Below are 14,634 nucleotides of genomic sequence, written 5' to 3' on the forward strand. Positions count from 1 at the left end.
TCATGCCGCAGATCACCGTCGACTACTCGGACACCATGGAGAACGCCTTCGACCGCGAGGGCTTCGCGCGGGCGCTGCACGAGGCGACCGTGGAGATCGCGGCGGCCAGGCCGGAGGCCTGCAAGACGCAGTTCCGGCCGAGCACGTCCACGGTGTTCGGGTACGAGGACCCCGGGGCGCGCGGGCACGCGATCGTGCACGTGACGTTCGGGCTCCTCGCCGGACGCAGCGACGAGACGAAGGCACAGCTGGCGGAGGCGGCCCTGGAACTGCTCCGGAAGCACGTGGCGGAGGCGGCGTTCACCGTGCACGCCTCCGCCGAGGTCCGTGACCTCGACCCGTCGTACCGGAAGTTCGACCGGTAGCCCTCGTTCAGGACGCCAGGGACATGAGCCGGCCGGCCAGCTCCGCGAAGGGGCCGTCGGCCGGCTCGTCCTTCACCATCGTGCGCAGCAGCTCGGCCATGTCCTCGTCGTAGGCCGCGCTGACGGCGGCCAGCGCGGCGAAGTCGTGCACCAGCTGCAGCTCCAGCTCGGCGCGTGGAATGCGCCGGCCGTCCAGCCAGATCAGTGCCGTCGACTCGGCGAGCGAGATCCAGGAGCGGACGACCAGTTCCAGTCGCGCGGGTGCGTCGGTGACGCCCAGGTGCGAAAGCATCTGGACATAGGCGGCCTGTCGCACGGAGTCGATGAGGGCGTTGGTCGTCGACGAGCCGACGGCCGGGCCGCCGCGCATCAGCGCCGAGAAACCGGGCCCGTGCTCGTCCACGAAGTCGAAGTAGCGGCGCATCACACGCAGCAGCCGGGCGCCGAGCGAGCCCTCGTGCGGCTCGGCGAAGCGGCTCGCGAGATCTTCCGACGCGCGCTGCAACGCGGCCTCGTACAGGCTGAGTTTGCCCGGGAAGTAGTGGTACACGAGCGGCCGCGAGATGCCCGCGGCCGACGCTATCTCGTCGATGGAGACCTCGTCGGGCGAGCGTCGGCTGAACAGGTCGAGGGCGACACCGATCAGCTGTTGCCGCCGCTCCTCGACGCCCATCCTGCGGCGAACCCCGGTACTCATGCGAACACCTTACCGATCAAATTCGGCCGCACGGGTTCACATGTCGAGCACCAGGCGATCGCTCCGGGCCCGCGACACACAGATCAGCATCGAGTCGCCACGCTCCGCATCCGTCAGCAGCTCGTCCCGGTGGTCCGCCTCACCCTCCAGCACCCGCTGCCGGCAGGTCCCGCAGAAGCCCTGCTCGCAGGAGTAGGCGGTGTCCGGCAGCTCGCGGCGTACGGTGGCCAGCACGGTGGAGCCGGCCGGCACGGTCAACGTCCGCCCGCTGCGCCGCAGTTCCAGCTCGAACTCGGTGTCACCGCCGGCGGCGGTGCGTGGCGCGAACCGTTCCAGGTGCAGGGCGGCCCCCTCGGGCAGCCTCTCCTCCACCGCGGCCATCAGGCCTTCCGGACCGCAGCAGTGGACGGCGGAGCCTTCGGCCGTGTCCGCGAACAGGGCGTTCAGGTCCGGCCGTCCGGCCTCGTCCTCGGCGACGACGGTGAGCCGGTCTCCGGCGAGCTCGCGCACCTCCTCCAGGAAGGGCATCGAGGCGCGCGTCCGGCCGCAGTACAGCAGCCGCCACTCGGTGCCGTCCGGCAGGGCCCGCAGCATCGGCAGGACCGGCGTGATGCCGATACCGCCGGCGACGAAGACGTACGCGGGAGCCTCGGCCAGCGGGAATCGGTTCCTCGGCCCGCGCACCTCCAGCTCCATGCCCTCCGCCAGCTGCTCGTGCACCTCCCGGGAGCCACCCCTCCCGTCCGCCACCAGCCGGACGGCGACCGTGTACGAGGAGGTGTCCTCGGGGTCCCCGCACAGCGAGTACTGCCGGACGAGTCCCGACGGCAGCACCAGGTCGAGATGGGCGCCGGGCGCCCAGCGCGGCAACCCGCGGCCCTCCAGCCGGAGTTGTACGACTCCGTCGGCGACCGTCTCGTGCGAGGCGAGCAGGAGCCGCAGGGCCCGGGAGCGGGGCCGGCCGGAGACCGGCGGGTCCAGGGCGGGCAGCGGCCACAGCGGCGATGCCTGGACCCGGCGGCGCAGGGCCCGCCGGGAGAACAGGGCGGCGCCCGCGACGAGCGCGACCGTACGCAGCCTGGGCATCACGAACCGGCCTTCTCCGCGGCGAGCGCGGCGGGGGAGGCGGCCAGGTAGGCGACGGCCTGAGCGGTGGAGCCCTCCTGGGACGGATGGTAGGTGCGGCTGAGGTAGCGCGGGACGGACCTGAGCATGTCCCCGGTCGCGGGCAGCGTGCCCTGCCGGCCGCGCACGTAGAAGTCCTTGAGGGAGGCCTTGGGGTTCACCAGCGTCGGGTCGTTCTCCAGGAAGAAGCGGATCCCCCGCTGCCACAGGAACACCAGCGCCGAGAAGGCCGTCGCCCAGGTGCGCACCCGGCGCCGGTAGCTGCCGTCGACGTGCACGAACAGGTCGAAGGCGACGGACCTGTGCTCGACCTCCTCGGCGCCGTGCCAGCGCAGCAGGTCCAGCATGGTCGGGTCGGCACCGCGCCGGTCCAGCTCGGCGGCGTTGAGCACCCAGTCGCCGAGGAAGGCGGTGTAGTGCTCGATGGCCGCGATCAGCGCCACCCGTTCCAGCAGCCACCATCTGCGGGCCCTGCCCGGCGGCAGGGTGCGGTCGCCGAGCAGCTTCTCGAAGAACCAGTCGACCTGGGCGGTGTACGGCGTCGGGTCGAGCCCCTGTTCCCGCAGGTGCGGCAGCACCTCGTCGTGGGCCTGGGAGTGCATGGCCTCCTGGCCGATGAAACCGACGACGTCCGCGCGGAGCCGGTCGTCCCGGATCAGCGGCAGCACCTGCTTGTAGACGTGCACGAACCACCGCTCCCCGGCGGGCAGAAGCAGGTGCAGCACATTGATGGTGTGCGTGGTGAACGGGTCGCCGGGCACCCAGTGCAGTGGTGTGTCCTCCCACGAGAAGGACACGTTGCGGGCCTTGAGCGCGATGCGTTCGGACTCCACGGACCGGGCCTGCGTGTTAGACATGGCGTCAATGTACTGGCGGGTAAGGCGCCTGAGGAAGCCCTGCTGCGAAGCTTGTTTACGTGGATGTCAGCAACGGGCGACGGCCGGTGCCGAGCCGCAGCCGGCCCTACCGCTGAGGGGGCCGGTGCCGAGCCGCAGCCCGCCGGCCCGCCCTACCGCAACCCGCTGATCTTCCGCCCGTCCGACAACGTACCGGCCAGGTCGGCCCGGGCCCCCTGCTCGGCCTTCGCGGCCAGCAGCGGCCCCTGCCCGGACGCGGTGACCCCACCCGTCGCCCGGATCGACGTGGTCTCCTCGCTGCCCGCCGCCAGCAGGTACCAGTGCCCGCCCGCCGACTTCCACAGCACCCCGGCCAGTACCTGCGGATCCCGCGGCCCGCAGGCCGGTACGTCCGTGCCCTTGGCGACCACCGCACCGGCCGCCCCGCCCGGCGTACGGAACTGGGCCAGCGCGGCCGTACCGGCACCACGCCAGGTCTCGGCCCTGGTGCACACCCAGGTACCCGACCCGCTGCCGTCGGGCAGCGGCTGCTGCGCGTACGCCCAGGCGTTGACGCTCCGGACGCCCGCCGAGCGCTCGGCCGCCAGCGAGCAGGCGAAGGGCGCCCAGGTGCGCAGGCTCTCGGCACCGGACGCCTCCCCGGCCGAGCCGGGCCGGCCGGCCGTGAGGTGCGCCGGGACCAACTCGCCCAGATCGGTGGCCAGCCGGCTGCCCGTGGCGTCGGTCAGCCGGAGCACGGTCCACGAGGTACAGGCGCCGGACTGCAGGACGGGGCTGGCCAGCGGCTCGGTGACACCGTCGGTCAGGTGGAGCGGCTGCGCGGCCGAGTCCGGCTCGGTCAGGTCCCGCTGGGCCGCCTTCGTCACCCAGGGGGCGGTCAGATAGCGGACGTTGCCGTCGGAGCGGCCGAGCACCAGGGCGCCCGCCTCGGCGTCCGTCGCGCCGTCGGTGCGGGCCAGGTCCAGGGCCGCGCCCTGGGTGCCGTCCTTCGGTTCGGCGTAGCGGGCGATGCGCAGCCCGTCGTAGAGGATCACCACGCGGGCGTTGTCGACCTCGCCCGCGTAGAGCAGCTGGGGCGGGCCGGCCGGGCCGCCTGCCTGGGTGCCGGGGGTCGCCGAGATCCGGACCGTGTCCCCGGGTCGGGCCCAGACGGCGAGGGCGCGGCGCAGCAGGGCCCGGTCGCCGGTGAGCGGGCCGCGCGCGGGCCACACCGAGAAGTCGGTGCGGGCCGACGTCTGCCAGGCGGTGGGGGAGACCCGGGTCAGTCTGCCCGGGTCGAGGGCGGCCTCGGCTGCCGGGTTCCCGGCATAGGCGGGCGCGGCGGCGCCGTCGGGGCCCCAGCCGCCGCCCGGCAGGGCGATCAGCGTGCCGCACACCGCGAGCGCGGCTGCCGCGGTGAGGATGGCCTTGGTGTGCTGGCGGCGGCGCATCAGATCGGTGGGTCGCGCCTGCAGCGAGCAGGGGTCGAACTCGGGCGAGGAGAGCAGCCCCGGCTGTGCGGGCACGCTGTTCGCGGCGGCCAGCGCGCCGCCCGGGTCGTCCACGCCGGCGGCCCCGAGGATCTCGCGGACGGCCGGGTCGGGCAGCCGCTCCAGACCGCGCAGCACGTAGGCGGCGCGGACCGGGCCGGACAGGGCGGACAGCTGCTGGTCCAGAGCGAGTTCGTCGGCACCGCCCGAGCGCGGGAACAGCCGCAGGCCCCACACCTGGGGGAGCAGCGGCGGGAGCTGGGCGAGGCGGGACAGTCCCCTGCGGGGGCGGGCCGACTCCAGGGCGGCCCGCAGGACCCGCTCGCGCAGATAGACGTACCCCGGGTCGCCGTCCCCGCCCGGGGCCTGGGCCGGGATCGGGGCCGGCTGCTTGCTTCCCCGGGGAAGGGCCCGCTGGGCGAGGGCGTGTGCGGTCAGGACGCGGCGGCTGCGGCCGAGCTGCGGGGGCAGCACGAGGTAGGCGAGCCGGACCAGCCGGGGGTAGTGCTCGACGAGCGCGGCCTCGGCCTGCTCGAGATCGACCGGACCGGCGGAGACGGGTGCGTGATGGTGGGCTACATCCTGTGACTGCACGTCGGGAGAACGAGCGACCCGTCGGTTGGTCACCGCCGGACGGGTGGTTCCCCCGCGGGCCCGGCCAGGGCCCGCGAGGTTCGCCGTCGACCGTCGGCAGCGCGGCAGGTGGGCGGCGAGGGCGCCGGGGGCGCGGGACAGGTTCTCGCGGCCCGGTCCTGGTTCACCGCGTCACCTTCGCACGGCCGTGTGCGCCGTCGAGGGATTTGAGCGGATCGGGGGCGGGAGCCGTATCCGAAGGAGCTGGGGCATGCTGGGTTCACCTGGACCGGAGGAACAGATGAGGTTGACGCGACTGACGCTCGGCGCCGCGGCGCTGCTGGCGCTGGCCGGCTGCAGTTCGGGCGGGGACACGAAGGCGGTGCCGCCGACCGCGACCGGCAGTCTGGAGCGCCTGGCCGCCGAGGTGAAGTGCAAGCCGAACATGCAGACCGACGCCGACGAGATCCGCCAGGCCCTGTGCCGCAACGGCGACGGGAAGTTCATCCTCGCCACCTTCGCCACCGACCGCGGCCAGCGGGAGTGGATCAACGACGCCAAGGACTACGGCGGTCACTACCTGGTCGGCCGCAAATGGGTCGCCGTCGGCGAGGACGGGGTGGTCAAGGCGCTGCGCGGCACGCTCGGCGGCGATCTGGAGGCCGGTGCCGACCATCACGCGCACAGCGGCTGACACGGTCGTCCGCGCCGTTCGCGGACATGGCGAAGGCCGGTGACGGGGGGGGATCGTCACCGGCCTTCTGTCATGCGTCCCTTGCGGGGATCATGCGCAGTTCTGACCGTTGTTGATGCAGTTCGCGATCTTGTTGGCCAGACCGTTCTTCGTGACGCTGATGAAGTCGTCGTGGTCCGTGGCCGCCTTGTGCAGCTGCTCCGGGAAGCCGTCCACCGCGTAGGCGTTCTTCACCTGGCCGTTCTGGATGGCCGGCGGCTGGATGTTGTACACCAGGCGCATCGTCAGCTGCGGGATCGCCTTGAAGCCGTTCTGGCAGTTGCCGTTGGCGTCGGCGAACGCGACATGCGTGCGGTGGTTGGCGCTGTCGGCGTTCTGGCCGTCCCAGCAGCTCTGGAAGGCGAACGTCCGCACCACCTTGCTGCCCTGCGGGCAGATCGGGTACTGCGTGGTCAGCTGGACCTTGTTCTCGAAGCCCGTGCAGCTCCAGTGCGCGTTGGCGTTGGCCAGACCGTTGGTGGTGGTCTTGGCGTCACCGGTGATGATCCGCAGGAACTGCGGCATCGCCGTGACCTTGCTCTTCGGGCTGCCGACGTACTTGATCTGGGCCTGCACCGGCGTCAGGATCTTGCCGACGTTGCCCTCCTTGCCGCCGCCGTCCCGGTTCTGGTCGAAGTCCTGCGTACCGTCCTGGACGCGGACCACCGGCCAGTAGTACGACGAGACGTCGTTGCGGTTCTGGCAGCTGGTGCCGCCCTGCAGGAACGTCTGGTTGCTGGAGAAGGCGTTGACCTTCTGGTTGCCGACGTAGTCGTGCAGGTGGTGCGCGCCGTTGGCGACACCGGGCGCCACGATGACGTTGTCGGTGTTGAAGTTCTTGTTGGCGTTCACACCGCAGCGCGTGGTGAACGTGCCGGTCGACGCGTTGCGGGAATTGCGGGGCTTGCCCTGCACGTTCGGCTGGACCTTGGTGATGTCCACGAAGTCGGCCGCGACCGGGCCGTTGCCGGCCTGCCCGCCGATGTTCTGCTGCTGACCGTTCCCGCCCTGCTGCTGGCCGCCGCCCTGCTGCTGGCCGCCGTTGTTGTTCTGCTGCTGGCCGCCGTTCTGCTGCTGGCCGCCGTTCTGCTGCTGGCCGCCGTCGTTGTTCTGCTGCTGGCCGCCGGCGGTCGTCTGGTTGGCGGTCTGCGCCGTACACGCGGCGAGCGCGTCCAGGCTGCTGGGCGCGGTACCGCCGGCGCGGGTGATCTCCAGCTTGATCCGGTCGAGGATCGCCTTACGCCGGTCCTTGAGCGGCTGCAGGATGGAGTTCTGCACGAAGCTCGCGTCTTTGGCCTGCGCGTCCCGCGTGGTCGCCAGTCGCTGGTAGGCGTCAGTGATCTGGCGGTCGAGGCTGGACAGTTCCCCGGCGACCTCGGTACGGGCCTGGTTCGGCACGTTGGTCAGCTTCTGGCCGACGTCCGGGCAGGAGATCGTCGCGACCTGGGCCGTCGAGGCCTTGGTCTGGTTGCCTCCCCACGACTGGTTGCTCGACTCGTGCGCCGAGGCGTAGAAGTTCGCCCAGATCAGCCCGCCCCCACCGAGCGCTAGGGCCGCCGATGCGGCTATGGCCTTGGTGGCCAGCGGCGTACGGCGTTTTCGTGTGTTGCGTCCCATGGAACTCCTCTGACTTCCTTGCGGGGCAGCATCGAGGCGCCCGACAGGAGTGAAGCGGCGTCCTTCCATACGGACGCCGCCCCGGAGGTGTTCAGCGTTCTCACGAATTCGTCACGGGATCAGTGGCATTCCGTCGCAACAACTGTCGCCTGAGCAGCAGAGGTTCGGCCGGATCAGCGGTAGCGGTCGAGAGCGGCGAGCACCGTCGGAACCCGCCGGTTCTCGCCGTCCGGCATCTTGATGTCCAGTGATGCCCAGTTCGGCGAAGATGCCGGAGGTGTGCTCGGCAATGGCCCGTTCCGTCACCCCGTGCTGGGCCGCGATGCTGCGAGCGGGAACCGGCGCCGATCACCGCACCGCCCCTGCCGTCGTCGGTGACCGTGACCCGCAGCCGGCCGTCAGTCGTCCGAGGACCCCTCTCGCAGAGTGGAGTCAGCTATGCCCCGCCTCCGGCCAGCACCTTCGCCTCCACCTCGGGGTCCAGGCCCTTGCTGGTCCGGTCCGGCCGCTGCGGCGCCGTACCGCCGATCTCCGTCAGCCACCGCCAGGTGTCGGCGACGGTCTCACCGGCCGGCCGGCACACCAGCCCGGTGGCCACCGCCCGGGTCACGTCGGCGCGGTGCACGCCGTCGTACAGTTCGCCGCCCGGCGGCACCCACACCGGCAGCTCGGTCCACGGCTCGATCCCGGCGTCCAGGATCACCTGCGGGTCGGTCCAGCGCAGCTCCGCGTCCGCGCCGGTGGCCTCCAGGCACGCCTGGAGCAGCTCGCCCATGGTGGTGTGGCCGGGCGGGCACACCAGGTCGTACGGCCCGCTCAACTCCCTTTCCACCGCGCCGAGCAGCCAGTCGGCGAGATCGCGCGCGTCGATGTACTGCAGCGGCAGGTCCCGCGGTCCGGGGGCCAGCACCGGGCCGCCGCGGGCGATCCGGGTCAGCCACCAGGGCAGCCGGCCGACGTTCTCGTACGGGCCGAGGATCAGTCCGGCCCGGACCAGCAGCGAGTCCGCCGCACCGAAGGCCCCTACGGCTGCCAGTTCGCCGCCGCGCTTGTCCCGTGCGTACTCCGTCGCCTCGGCGTCGGCGGCGGCACCCTCGACCAGCGGGGCGTTCTCGGCGGCCTCGACGGGCCAGGGCCAGGCGTACACCGACCGGCTGGAGACGTACACGTACCGTCCGGCGCGGCCGCGCAGCAGCCGCGCCGCCTCGGCCACCGCACGCGGGGCGGCCGACCAGGTGTCGACCACGGCGTCCCAGCCGGCGCCGTCCGCCGCGAGGGCGGCGAGACCGCCGGGAGCGGTACGGTCGCCGTGCAACGACCGCACCCCGGGCGGGGCTTGGTGCCGTCCCCGGTGGAAGACGGTCACCTCCCAGCCGCGCCCGAGCGCGGCCTCCACGACGGCCCGCCCCACGAACTCCGTACCGCCCAGCACAAGAAGTCTCATACCGGTGATCGTGCCCGGTCCGGGCCCTGACCGGTACGGGACTCTGCCGAGAGCAGAGCCGGGGTCGGCCCGCCGGGGCGGGAGCCCGGAGCCGCAGAAGGGTCAGCGGCCGGCCGGCGGGGTGTACTTGTAGCCGACGCGGCGCACGGTCTGGATCGTCTGGCGGTGCTGGGCGCCGAGCTTGCGGCGCAGCCGGGCGATGTGCACGTCCACGGTGCGGCCGTCGCCGACATGGCCGTACCCCCACACCGTGGTGACCAGCTGGTCGCGGGTGTGCACCCGGTGCGGGTGAGCCACCAGGTGCGCGAGCAGCTCGAACTCCAGGTAGGTCAGGTCGAGTTCGCGGCCGTCGACGTCGGCGGTGCGCTGCACGGGGTCGATCCGCACCAGCGGCTCGGTGCCGGGGTCCGCCCCGGCCTCCGGCTCGTCGGGGACCGCGACCGGCAGGAACGGGGGCCGCTGGTCGGCCGGGACCAGCACCAGGTAGCCGACCATGGGCGGCTGGCCCGGCAGGGTGGGCAGGGTGTGCTGCGGCGCGGGCAGCCAGGTGGCGCCGGGCGGCAGGAAGTCCGCGACGTCGACCACCTCGTCCCGGTCGACGGCACGCAGCCGGTGCCGGGTGCCGTTCGAGGCGGGGGACTTCAGGGTGGCGGTGGAGAGAGAACGAGTGGTCGCCATGAAGGGTCAGCTCATTTCGCGCGAGGAGTTCGTCGGGCAGGGCGACGGCCGCGACTCGTGGTCGGGCGCGCCGGGGGACCTACGTCATTCCGCGCTGGCCGAAGGCCGGGGGTACGGCTTTAGAGGGCCCGCGCGTTCATCGCGCAGCGACACACACGGTCGAAGTCGTGGTGCTGACGGGAGGGCCAGAACGGCTCGAGGTCATGGCGACCCGTCGCGGTGATCTTCTGGAAGCCGACCATGGGCCCATTGAAGCAGAGGCTTGCCGCGGGCAGGAGCCTTCTCTCACTGCTTGGACGCTCCTTTGGTGTGAACTTGACGTTGCGTGTGCCCGGCAGTCCGGGGTGCTGTGCTGGTCAGCGGCTTGCGGACGCCTCTGGACGTCCGGAACGGCGTCTCACTCCTCGGACAGCGTGACCGCATCCGGCCGCCCTCCTTCCCCCGGTCGGCTGCCCCGGCCGGTCTCCCCAGGGCGTACGGCATGCGCGAGGGGCGCCCGCTGTGACAGCGGGCGCCCCTCGGATACGGCTGGGCGGATCAGGCCTGGCCGGCCTTCTCCAGCGCGGAGCAGCAGGTGTCCACCAGCAGGCGGGTCACCACGTACGGGTCGACGTTGGCGTTCGGGCGGCGGTCCTCGATGTAGCCCTTGCCGTCCTTCTCGACCTGCCACGGGATACGGACCGAGGCGCCCCGGTCGGAGACACCGTAGGAGTACTTGTCCCACGGGGCGGTCTCGTGCAGGCCCGTCAGGCGATCGTCGATGCCGGCGCCGTAGTTCTTGACGTGGTCCAGCGGCTTGGAACCCTCACCGAGCGACTCGCACGCGGTGATGATCGCGTCGTAACCCTCGCGCATCGCCCTGGTGGAGAAGTTGGTGTGCGCGCCCGCGCCGTTCCAGTCGCCCTTGACCGGCTTCGGGTCCAGGGTCGCGGAGATGCCGAAGTCCTCGGCGGTGCGGTACAGCAGCCAACGGGCCACCCACAGCTGGTCGGAGACCTCCAGCGGGGCGAGCGGGCCGACCTGGAACTCCCACTGACCGGGCATGACCTCGGCGTTGATGCCGGAGATGCCGAGGCCGGCCTTGAGGCAGTTGTCCAGGTGGGCCTCGACGACGTCCCGGCCGAAGATCTCGTCGGCGCCGACACCGCAGTAGTAGCCGCCCTGCGGGGCCGGGAAGCCGTTCTCGGGGAAGCCGAGCGGGCGGGTGCCCTCGAAGAAGGTGTACTCCTGCTCGATGCCGAAGATCGGCTCCTGGGCGGCGAACCGCTCGGCGACCTCGGCCAGCGCGGCGCGCGTGTTGGAGCGGTGCGGGGTCATGTCGATGTCGAGGACCTCGCACAGCACCAGGATGTCGTCGCCGCCGCGGATCGGGTCCGGACAGGTGAAGACCGGCTTGAGCACGCGGTCCGAGGAGTGGCCCTCGGCCTGGTTGGTGGAGGAGCCGTCGAAGCCCCAGACCGGCAGCGCGTCGAGACCGGCCGGGGCACCCGTGATGATCTTCGTCTTGGAACGGAGCTTGGCCGTCGGCGCGGTGCCGTCGATCCAGATGTACTCAGCCTTGAAGGTCACGGAGGACACATCCTTCGGGGTGGGTCGGGTGCACGCGCGGTGCTGCGGCGCTGCGGCACCGGTGCGCCGCTCGATCTGCCGCGCAGCTTGGCAACGGGCCGTTTCCCGGCCATTGCTCGAATGTGAACCCCGTGTTACCTGGCCCTTTTGTGTCCCGTCTCACGTTGTGAGGCGGGTTCGGGCGGGTTATGGGGATGCCGGGAGAGACCCGGAGGTACGAGTTCCGGCAGGTCCCGGGAAGGGCTCACGCCTCCCCGGACGCAGCCTCACGCGAGGCCGCCTCGCGCACCCCGCCGAGAAAGCCGCGGATCGCCGACAGTTGCCGCTCGTCGTATCCCCGCAGCAGTTCCACCGACCGTTCGATCAGCGGCCCGAAGAAAGCCTGGCCCAGCTCGACCGCGCGGTCCTCCACCTCGATCACGACCCGCCTCCGGTCCCGCTCACCGCGCACCCGCCGCACCTGGCCGGCCCGCTCCAGCCGGTCCACGAGCGCCGTGGTCCCCGCCGAGTTGAGGCCGAGCGCGGCCCCGAGCCGTCCGGCGGTCGTCTCCTCGCCCGCGCGCTGGGCGTCCATGAGCGCGATCAGGGCGCGCACGTCCGTGGAATGCATGCCGTTCCGGTGCGCGAAACGGGCGCTGTGCAGGCCGAGTTCGACGGCGACGGCACGCAGCAGATGAACGATCTCCATCTCGGGCGCGGAATCCGGTCCGGGCGGGGTCGGCATGGGGGGCCTCCTGACCTATCATCTCGCTCATCGAATATCTCGCTGAACGAGATAATAGGGGGTGCTTCCGCATGCCGCGGACGAGTGGGTACGACGCCGAGGCCTTCCGGGTCGCGTACGACAAGGTGCTGGCGAAATGGCCGGCGGACCGCGAGACCCTGACGGTGGCGACACCTTTCGGCGGCACCCGGGTCAACGCCTGCGGTCCGCGCGAGGCGCCCCCACTGGTTCTGCTGCCGGGCGGCGGCGCGGCGACCTCCGTGTCCTGGTACGCGCAGGTGGACGCCCTGGCCCGGGTGCGCCGCGTCTACGCCCCCGACCTGATCGGCGCCCCGGGCCTGAGCGTCCCGGCCGGCGACCGTCACCCCCGTACGGTCGCCGACCTGGCCGCCTGGCTGGACGCCCTGCTGGACGGCCTGGACGTGGCATCGGCCGACGTGGGCGGTCACTCGTACGGTGCCTGGATCGCACTGCACCATGCCCTGCGCACGCCGGCCCGGGTGCGTCGCCTGTTCCTCCTGGACCCGACCCAGTGCTTCGCCGGGTACAAGGCGACGTACCTGCTCCATGCCGTGCCGATGCTGCTGCGGCCCTCACCCCGCCGGGTCCGCGCCTTCCTGGAGTGGGAGACCGGGGGAGCGGTTCCGGATCCCGACTGGCTCCGCCTGCAGCAGGCGGCCGTGGGCTTCCCGTCCGTGAAACCGGTGACGGGCCCGCGCCCGGCACCGGACGCGTTGCGCACCCTGAACGTGCCGGTCCTGCTGCTCGTGGCCGCGAGCAGCAGGACCCATGACCCCACCACGGTGACGGCCAGGGCCGGTGCGACGCTGCCGCGCGTGGAGACCGTCGTACTGCCGGACGTCTCCCACCATGCGCTGCCGCAAGCGGCACCAGCCGGTCTGGCCCGTCACCTCACTGCGTTCCTGTCCGGTGGCTGAGCCTCACCCCACCTTCTCGATGACCGCGCGGCGGATGAGGAACTTGCCGGGTTCCCGGACCTGCTCGAAGGCGGCGTTGTTCAGCAGGACACAGCTGCCGGAGACCGAGGTCACCTTCACCGTGGTGGACTTGTTGTTGTCCAGGTTGGTGACCTTCAGGGTGGTGCCGGCCGGGAACTGGCTGCTGGACGCGGCCGGGGCGCCGCCCTCGCCGGAGAGCGTCACGGTGGAGCCCTTGCACACCTGCTGGCCGGAGGCCGCGGCGTCGCCGCCGTTGTTCCCCGCCCCGCCGGCCTGCTGGTCGCCCTGCTGGGCGCCGCCGGCCTGCTGGCCGTTGCCCTTCTGACCCGCGTTGCCCTGCTGGCCGTTGCCTTGCTGACCCGCGTTGCCCTGCTGGCCGTTGCCCTGCTGGCCCGCGTTGCCCTGCCCGGTCTGGGAGCCCTGAGCCGACTCCCCAACGGTGCATCCCGCAGCCTTCTGCTGGACCTTGATCTGCTTGATGACCGCCTCGCGGTTGGCGATCCGGGCCGCCGACTGCGCGTCCGGGTTCGCCTTCTGGTCCGCGATGAACTTGTCGTTGTTGCCGTGGGCCGTGGCCAGCCCCTGGCATACGGTCGAGTCCCCGGCGGACAGCGTCTTGGCGTTCTGCGGGCTCGCGGCGTTCGAGGTGGACGCCAGCGCGAAGGCCCCGCCGCCCGCCACCGCCGCGGCACTGACGAGCAGCGCGATCTTCTTCTTCGTGCCGAGAGTTCTCCTACGCGACATGCGCGCCTCCTGAAGAGGTAGGGGAGCGTACGTCGCTATGTACGAGATGCCGAACGAAGTTACTCAGCGGTCGCCGGAGTCGCTGAAGTAACCTGCGTCACAACGGAGATGAGCGCACCTCAGCTCTTGTTGTGATCGAGGGCCTCGCGCACGGCTTCCTCGCTGCGTGCCACCAGCGCCGTTCCGTCGTCAGCGGTGATGATCGGGCGCTGGATGAGCTTGGGGTGCTCGGCGAGCGCGCTGACCCACCGGTCCCGTGCGCTCTCGTCACGCGGCCAGTCCTTGAGTCCCAGTTCCCCGGCGGCGGCCTCCTGGGTGCGGGTGATGTCCCACGGCTCGAGGTTCAGCCGCTCCAGCACGGCCCTGATCTCGGCCTCGCTCGGCACGTCCTCCAGGTAACGCCGGACGGTGTACTCGGCCCCTTCGGCGTCGAGCAGGCTGATCGCGCTGCGGCACTTGGAACAGGCCGGATTGATCCAGATCTCCATGCGGCACACGGTACGCGTCTTCCCGAGGTGCTTCCCGGCAGGACCGTGCGGCCCTGTTCACCGATCCAGCCTGTTCGAATTACTACTGTCTCTCGCGTGCCCCTCGAGCCGCGTGTGACACGGCGACAACTTCCATGCTGACCTGGCGCTTTGGCAGGCTCGTGGACTCCCCGGATGTCAGTGCCCGGCAGTAAAATGGAGGAACTGTTCGAGGGCAGGCACCGCACCCGGTGTGTGTCCTTACCGCGACAGGAGGATGCCTGTGCCCGCTGCCGCCCTGAAGCCGAAGCCGTTGCCGACCCAGTCCACCGTCCAGCGTTCCGTGCTGTTCGACTCGCCGTACGAGCCCGTGGCGAAGCGGCCGCTGCCGGCCGGACAGCCGCGCGAGTGGTACGTCACGCACAACCGGCGCCTGAAGGCCATGCGTCTCGCGATAGCCCTGCTCGACTCCGGGGTCTATCTGCCGGGCCAGGCCCGCAACGAGACGATCCACAGCACGGCGGAACGGATCGGGATGCGCCCGCCGTCCGACACCACGTGCCACATGGTGCGCGCACTGATGCGCTACTCGCGCTGAGCCGGGACCGGGTGC

Annotated in this window: 15 protein-coding genes; 4 read left to right on the top strand and 11 right to left on the bottom strand. The window is 71.6% G+C overall.

The genetic code is table 11. From position 1 onward, the window contains the following. Positions 1 to 2 precede the first annotated feature (2 nt). Complete coding sequence (locus tag ACZ4SF_RS04460; RefSeq protein ID WP_468378057.1) at positions 3 to 365, top strand: 5-carboxymethyl-2-hydroxymuconate Delta-isomerase; 363 nt, start codon at positions 3 to 5, stop codon at positions 363 to 365. A 7-nt stretch (positions 366 to 372) separates the two neighbouring features. Here ACZ4SF_RS04460 and ACZ4SF_RS04465 read toward each other — a convergent pair whose 3' ends face one another. The 4 genes from ACZ4SF_RS04465 to ACZ4SF_RS04480 all read right to left on the bottom strand — a co-directional run bounded on the left by ACZ4SF_RS04465 (position 373) and on the right by ACZ4SF_RS04480 (position 5,107). After that, positions 373 to 1,062 carry a TetR/AcrR family transcriptional regulator gene (locus tag ACZ4SF_RS04465; RefSeq protein WP_468378059.1) on the bottom strand — a complete coding sequence of 230 codons (690 nt, stop codon included), beginning with the start codon at positions 1,060 to 1,062 and terminating at the stop codon, positions 373 to 375. A 36-nt stretch (positions 1,063 to 1,098) separates the two neighbouring features. Further along, positions 1,099 to 2,148 carry a PDR/VanB family oxidoreductase gene (locus ACZ4SF_RS04470; RefSeq protein WP_468378062.1) on the bottom strand — a complete coding sequence of 350 codons (1,050 nt, stop codon included), beginning with the start codon at positions 2,146 to 2,148 and terminating at the stop codon, positions 1,099 to 1,101. Further along, positions 2,148 to 3,044 carry a metal-dependent hydrolase gene (locus ACZ4SF_RS04475; RefSeq protein WP_468378065.1) on the bottom strand — a complete coding sequence of 299 codons (897 nt, stop codon included), beginning with the start codon at positions 3,042 to 3,044 and terminating at the stop codon, positions 2,148 to 2,150. Before ACZ4SF_RS04475 ends, ACZ4SF_RS04470 begins: the two co-directional genes overlap by 1 nt. A gap of 152 nt (positions 3,045 to 3,196) precedes the next feature. Beyond that, complete coding sequence (locus ACZ4SF_RS04480) at positions 3,197 to 5,107, bottom strand: hypothetical protein (protein WP_468378067.1); 1,911 nt, start codon at positions 5,105 to 5,107, stop codon at positions 3,197 to 3,199. A gap of 280 nt (positions 5,108 to 5,387) precedes the next feature. On the opposite strand from ACZ4SF_RS04480, the gene ACZ4SF_RS04485 reads away from it, so the two are divergent. Beyond that, entirely contained in the window at positions 5,388 to 5,780 is a 393-nt protein-coding gene (locus ACZ4SF_RS04485; protein WP_468378317.1) for a hypothetical protein, read from the top strand. A gap of 90 nt (positions 5,781 to 5,870) precedes the next feature. Here ACZ4SF_RS04485 and ACZ4SF_RS04490 read toward each other — a convergent pair whose 3' ends face one another. The 5 genes from ACZ4SF_RS04490 to ACZ4SF_RS04510 all read right to left on the bottom strand — a co-directional run bounded on the left by ACZ4SF_RS04490 (position 5,871) and on the right by ACZ4SF_RS04510 (position 11,851). Next, positions 5,871 to 7,436: a DUF1996 domain-containing protein gene (locus tag ACZ4SF_RS04490; protein ID WP_468378070.1), complete on the bottom strand. Its 1,566-nt coding sequence runs from the start codon at positions 7,434 to 7,436 to the stop codon at positions 5,871 to 5,873. A gap of 436 nt (positions 7,437 to 7,872) precedes the next feature. Further along, positions 7,873 to 8,880 (bottom strand): NAD-dependent epimerase/dehydratase family protein, encoded by a 1,008-nt coding sequence (locus ACZ4SF_RS04495; protein ID WP_468378073.1) that lies wholly within the window; start codon positions 8,878 to 8,880, stop codon positions 7,873 to 7,875. Positions 8,881 to 8,982: 102 nt separating this feature from the next. Beyond that, positions 8,983 to 9,558 (bottom strand): winged helix-turn-helix domain-containing protein, encoded by a 576-nt coding sequence (locus ACZ4SF_RS04500; protein WP_468378075.1) that lies wholly within the window; start codon positions 9,556 to 9,558, stop codon positions 8,983 to 8,985. A gap of 537 nt (positions 9,559 to 10,095) precedes the next feature. Continuing rightward, complete coding sequence (gene glnII, locus ACZ4SF_RS04505) at positions 10,096 to 11,127, bottom strand: glutamine synthetase (RefSeq protein ID WP_468378078.1); 1,032 nt, start codon at positions 11,125 to 11,127, stop codon at positions 10,096 to 10,098. Positions 11,128 to 11,371: 244 nt separating this feature from the next. Continuing rightward, positions 11,372 to 11,851 carry a MarR family transcriptional regulator gene (locus tag ACZ4SF_RS04510; RefSeq protein WP_468378081.1) on the bottom strand — a complete coding sequence of 160 codons (480 nt, stop codon included), beginning with the start codon at positions 11,849 to 11,851 and terminating at the stop codon, positions 11,372 to 11,374. 71 nt (positions 11,852 to 11,922) lie between these two features. Between ACZ4SF_RS04510 and ACZ4SF_RS04515 the strand changes: the two genes are divergently transcribed. Continuing rightward, on the top strand, positions 11,923 to 12,789 hold the full coding sequence (locus ACZ4SF_RS04515) for an alpha/beta fold hydrolase (RefSeq protein WP_468378082.1): 867 nt from the start codon (positions 11,923 to 11,925) through the stop codon (positions 12,787 to 12,789). Between the two features lie 3 nt (positions 12,790 to 12,792). Here ACZ4SF_RS04515 and ACZ4SF_RS04520 read toward each other — a convergent pair whose 3' ends face one another. Together ACZ4SF_RS04520 and ACZ4SF_RS04525 are read right to left on the bottom strand one after the other, a co-directional pair. Beyond that, entirely contained in the window at positions 12,793 to 13,554 is a 762-nt protein-coding gene (locus tag ACZ4SF_RS04520) for a hypothetical protein (protein WP_468378085.1), read from the bottom strand. A 119-nt stretch (positions 13,555 to 13,673) separates the two neighbouring features. Continuing rightward, complete coding sequence (locus tag ACZ4SF_RS04525) at positions 13,674 to 14,042, bottom strand: arsenate reductase family protein (RefSeq protein WP_468378087.1); 369 nt, start codon at positions 14,040 to 14,042, stop codon at positions 13,674 to 13,676. A 262-nt stretch (positions 14,043 to 14,304) separates the two neighbouring features. Between ACZ4SF_RS04525 and ACZ4SF_RS04530 the strand changes: the two genes are divergently transcribed. After that, positions 14,305 to 14,619: a hypothetical protein gene (locus ACZ4SF_RS04530; protein WP_468378090.1), complete on the top strand. Its 315-nt coding sequence runs from the start codon at positions 14,305 to 14,307 to the stop codon at positions 14,617 to 14,619. Positions 14,620 to 14,634 lie beyond the last annotated feature (15 nt).

This window comes from Streptomyces sp. NPDC027663 (genome assembly GCF_055566415.1).

Coding starts and splice junctions, on each gene's coding strand:
- ACZ4SF_RS04460 (WP_468378057.1), top strand. CDS start 3: ATGCCGCAGATCACCGTCGACTACTCGGACACCATGGAGAACGCCTTC.
- ACZ4SF_RS04465 (WP_468378059.1), bottom strand. CDS start 1,062: ATGAGTACCGGGGTTCGCCGCAGGATGGGCGTCGAGGAGCGGCGGCAA.
- ACZ4SF_RS04470 (WP_468378062.1), bottom strand. CDS start 2,148: ATGCCCAGGCTGCGTACGGTCGCGCTCGTCGCGGGCGCCGCCCTGTTC.
- ACZ4SF_RS04475 (WP_468378065.1), bottom strand. CDS start 3,044: ATGTCTAACACGCAGGCCCGGTCCGTGGAGTCCGAACGCATCGCGCTC.
- ACZ4SF_RS04485 (WP_468378317.1), top strand. CDS start 5,388: ATGAGGTTGACGCGACTGACGCTCGGCGCCGCGGCGCTGCTGGCGCTG.
- ACZ4SF_RS04490 (WP_468378070.1), bottom strand. CDS start 7,436: ATGGGACGCAACACACGAAAACGCCGTACGCCGCTGGCCACCAAGGCC.
- ACZ4SF_RS04495 (WP_468378073.1), bottom strand. CDS start 8,880: ATGAGACTTCTTGTGCTGGGCGGTACGGAGTTCGTGGGGCGGGCCGTC.
- ACZ4SF_RS04500 (WP_468378075.1), bottom strand. CDS start 9,558: ATGGCGACCACTCGTTCTCTCTCCACCGCCACCCTGAAGTCCCCCGCC.
- ACZ4SF_RS04510 (WP_468378081.1), bottom strand. CDS start 11,851: ATGCCGACCCCGCCCGGACCGGATTCCGCGCCCGAGATGGAGATCGTT.
- ACZ4SF_RS04515 (WP_468378082.1), top strand. CDS start 11,923: ATGCCGCGGACGAGTGGGTACGACGCCGAGGCCTTCCGGGTCGCGTAC.
- ACZ4SF_RS04520 (WP_468378085.1), bottom strand. CDS start 13,554: ATGTCGCGTAGGAGAACTCTCGGCACGAAGAAGAAGATCGCGCTGCTC.
- ACZ4SF_RS04525 (WP_468378087.1), bottom strand. CDS start 14,042: ATGGAGATCTGGATCAATCCGGCCTGTTCCAAGTGCCGCAGCGCGATC.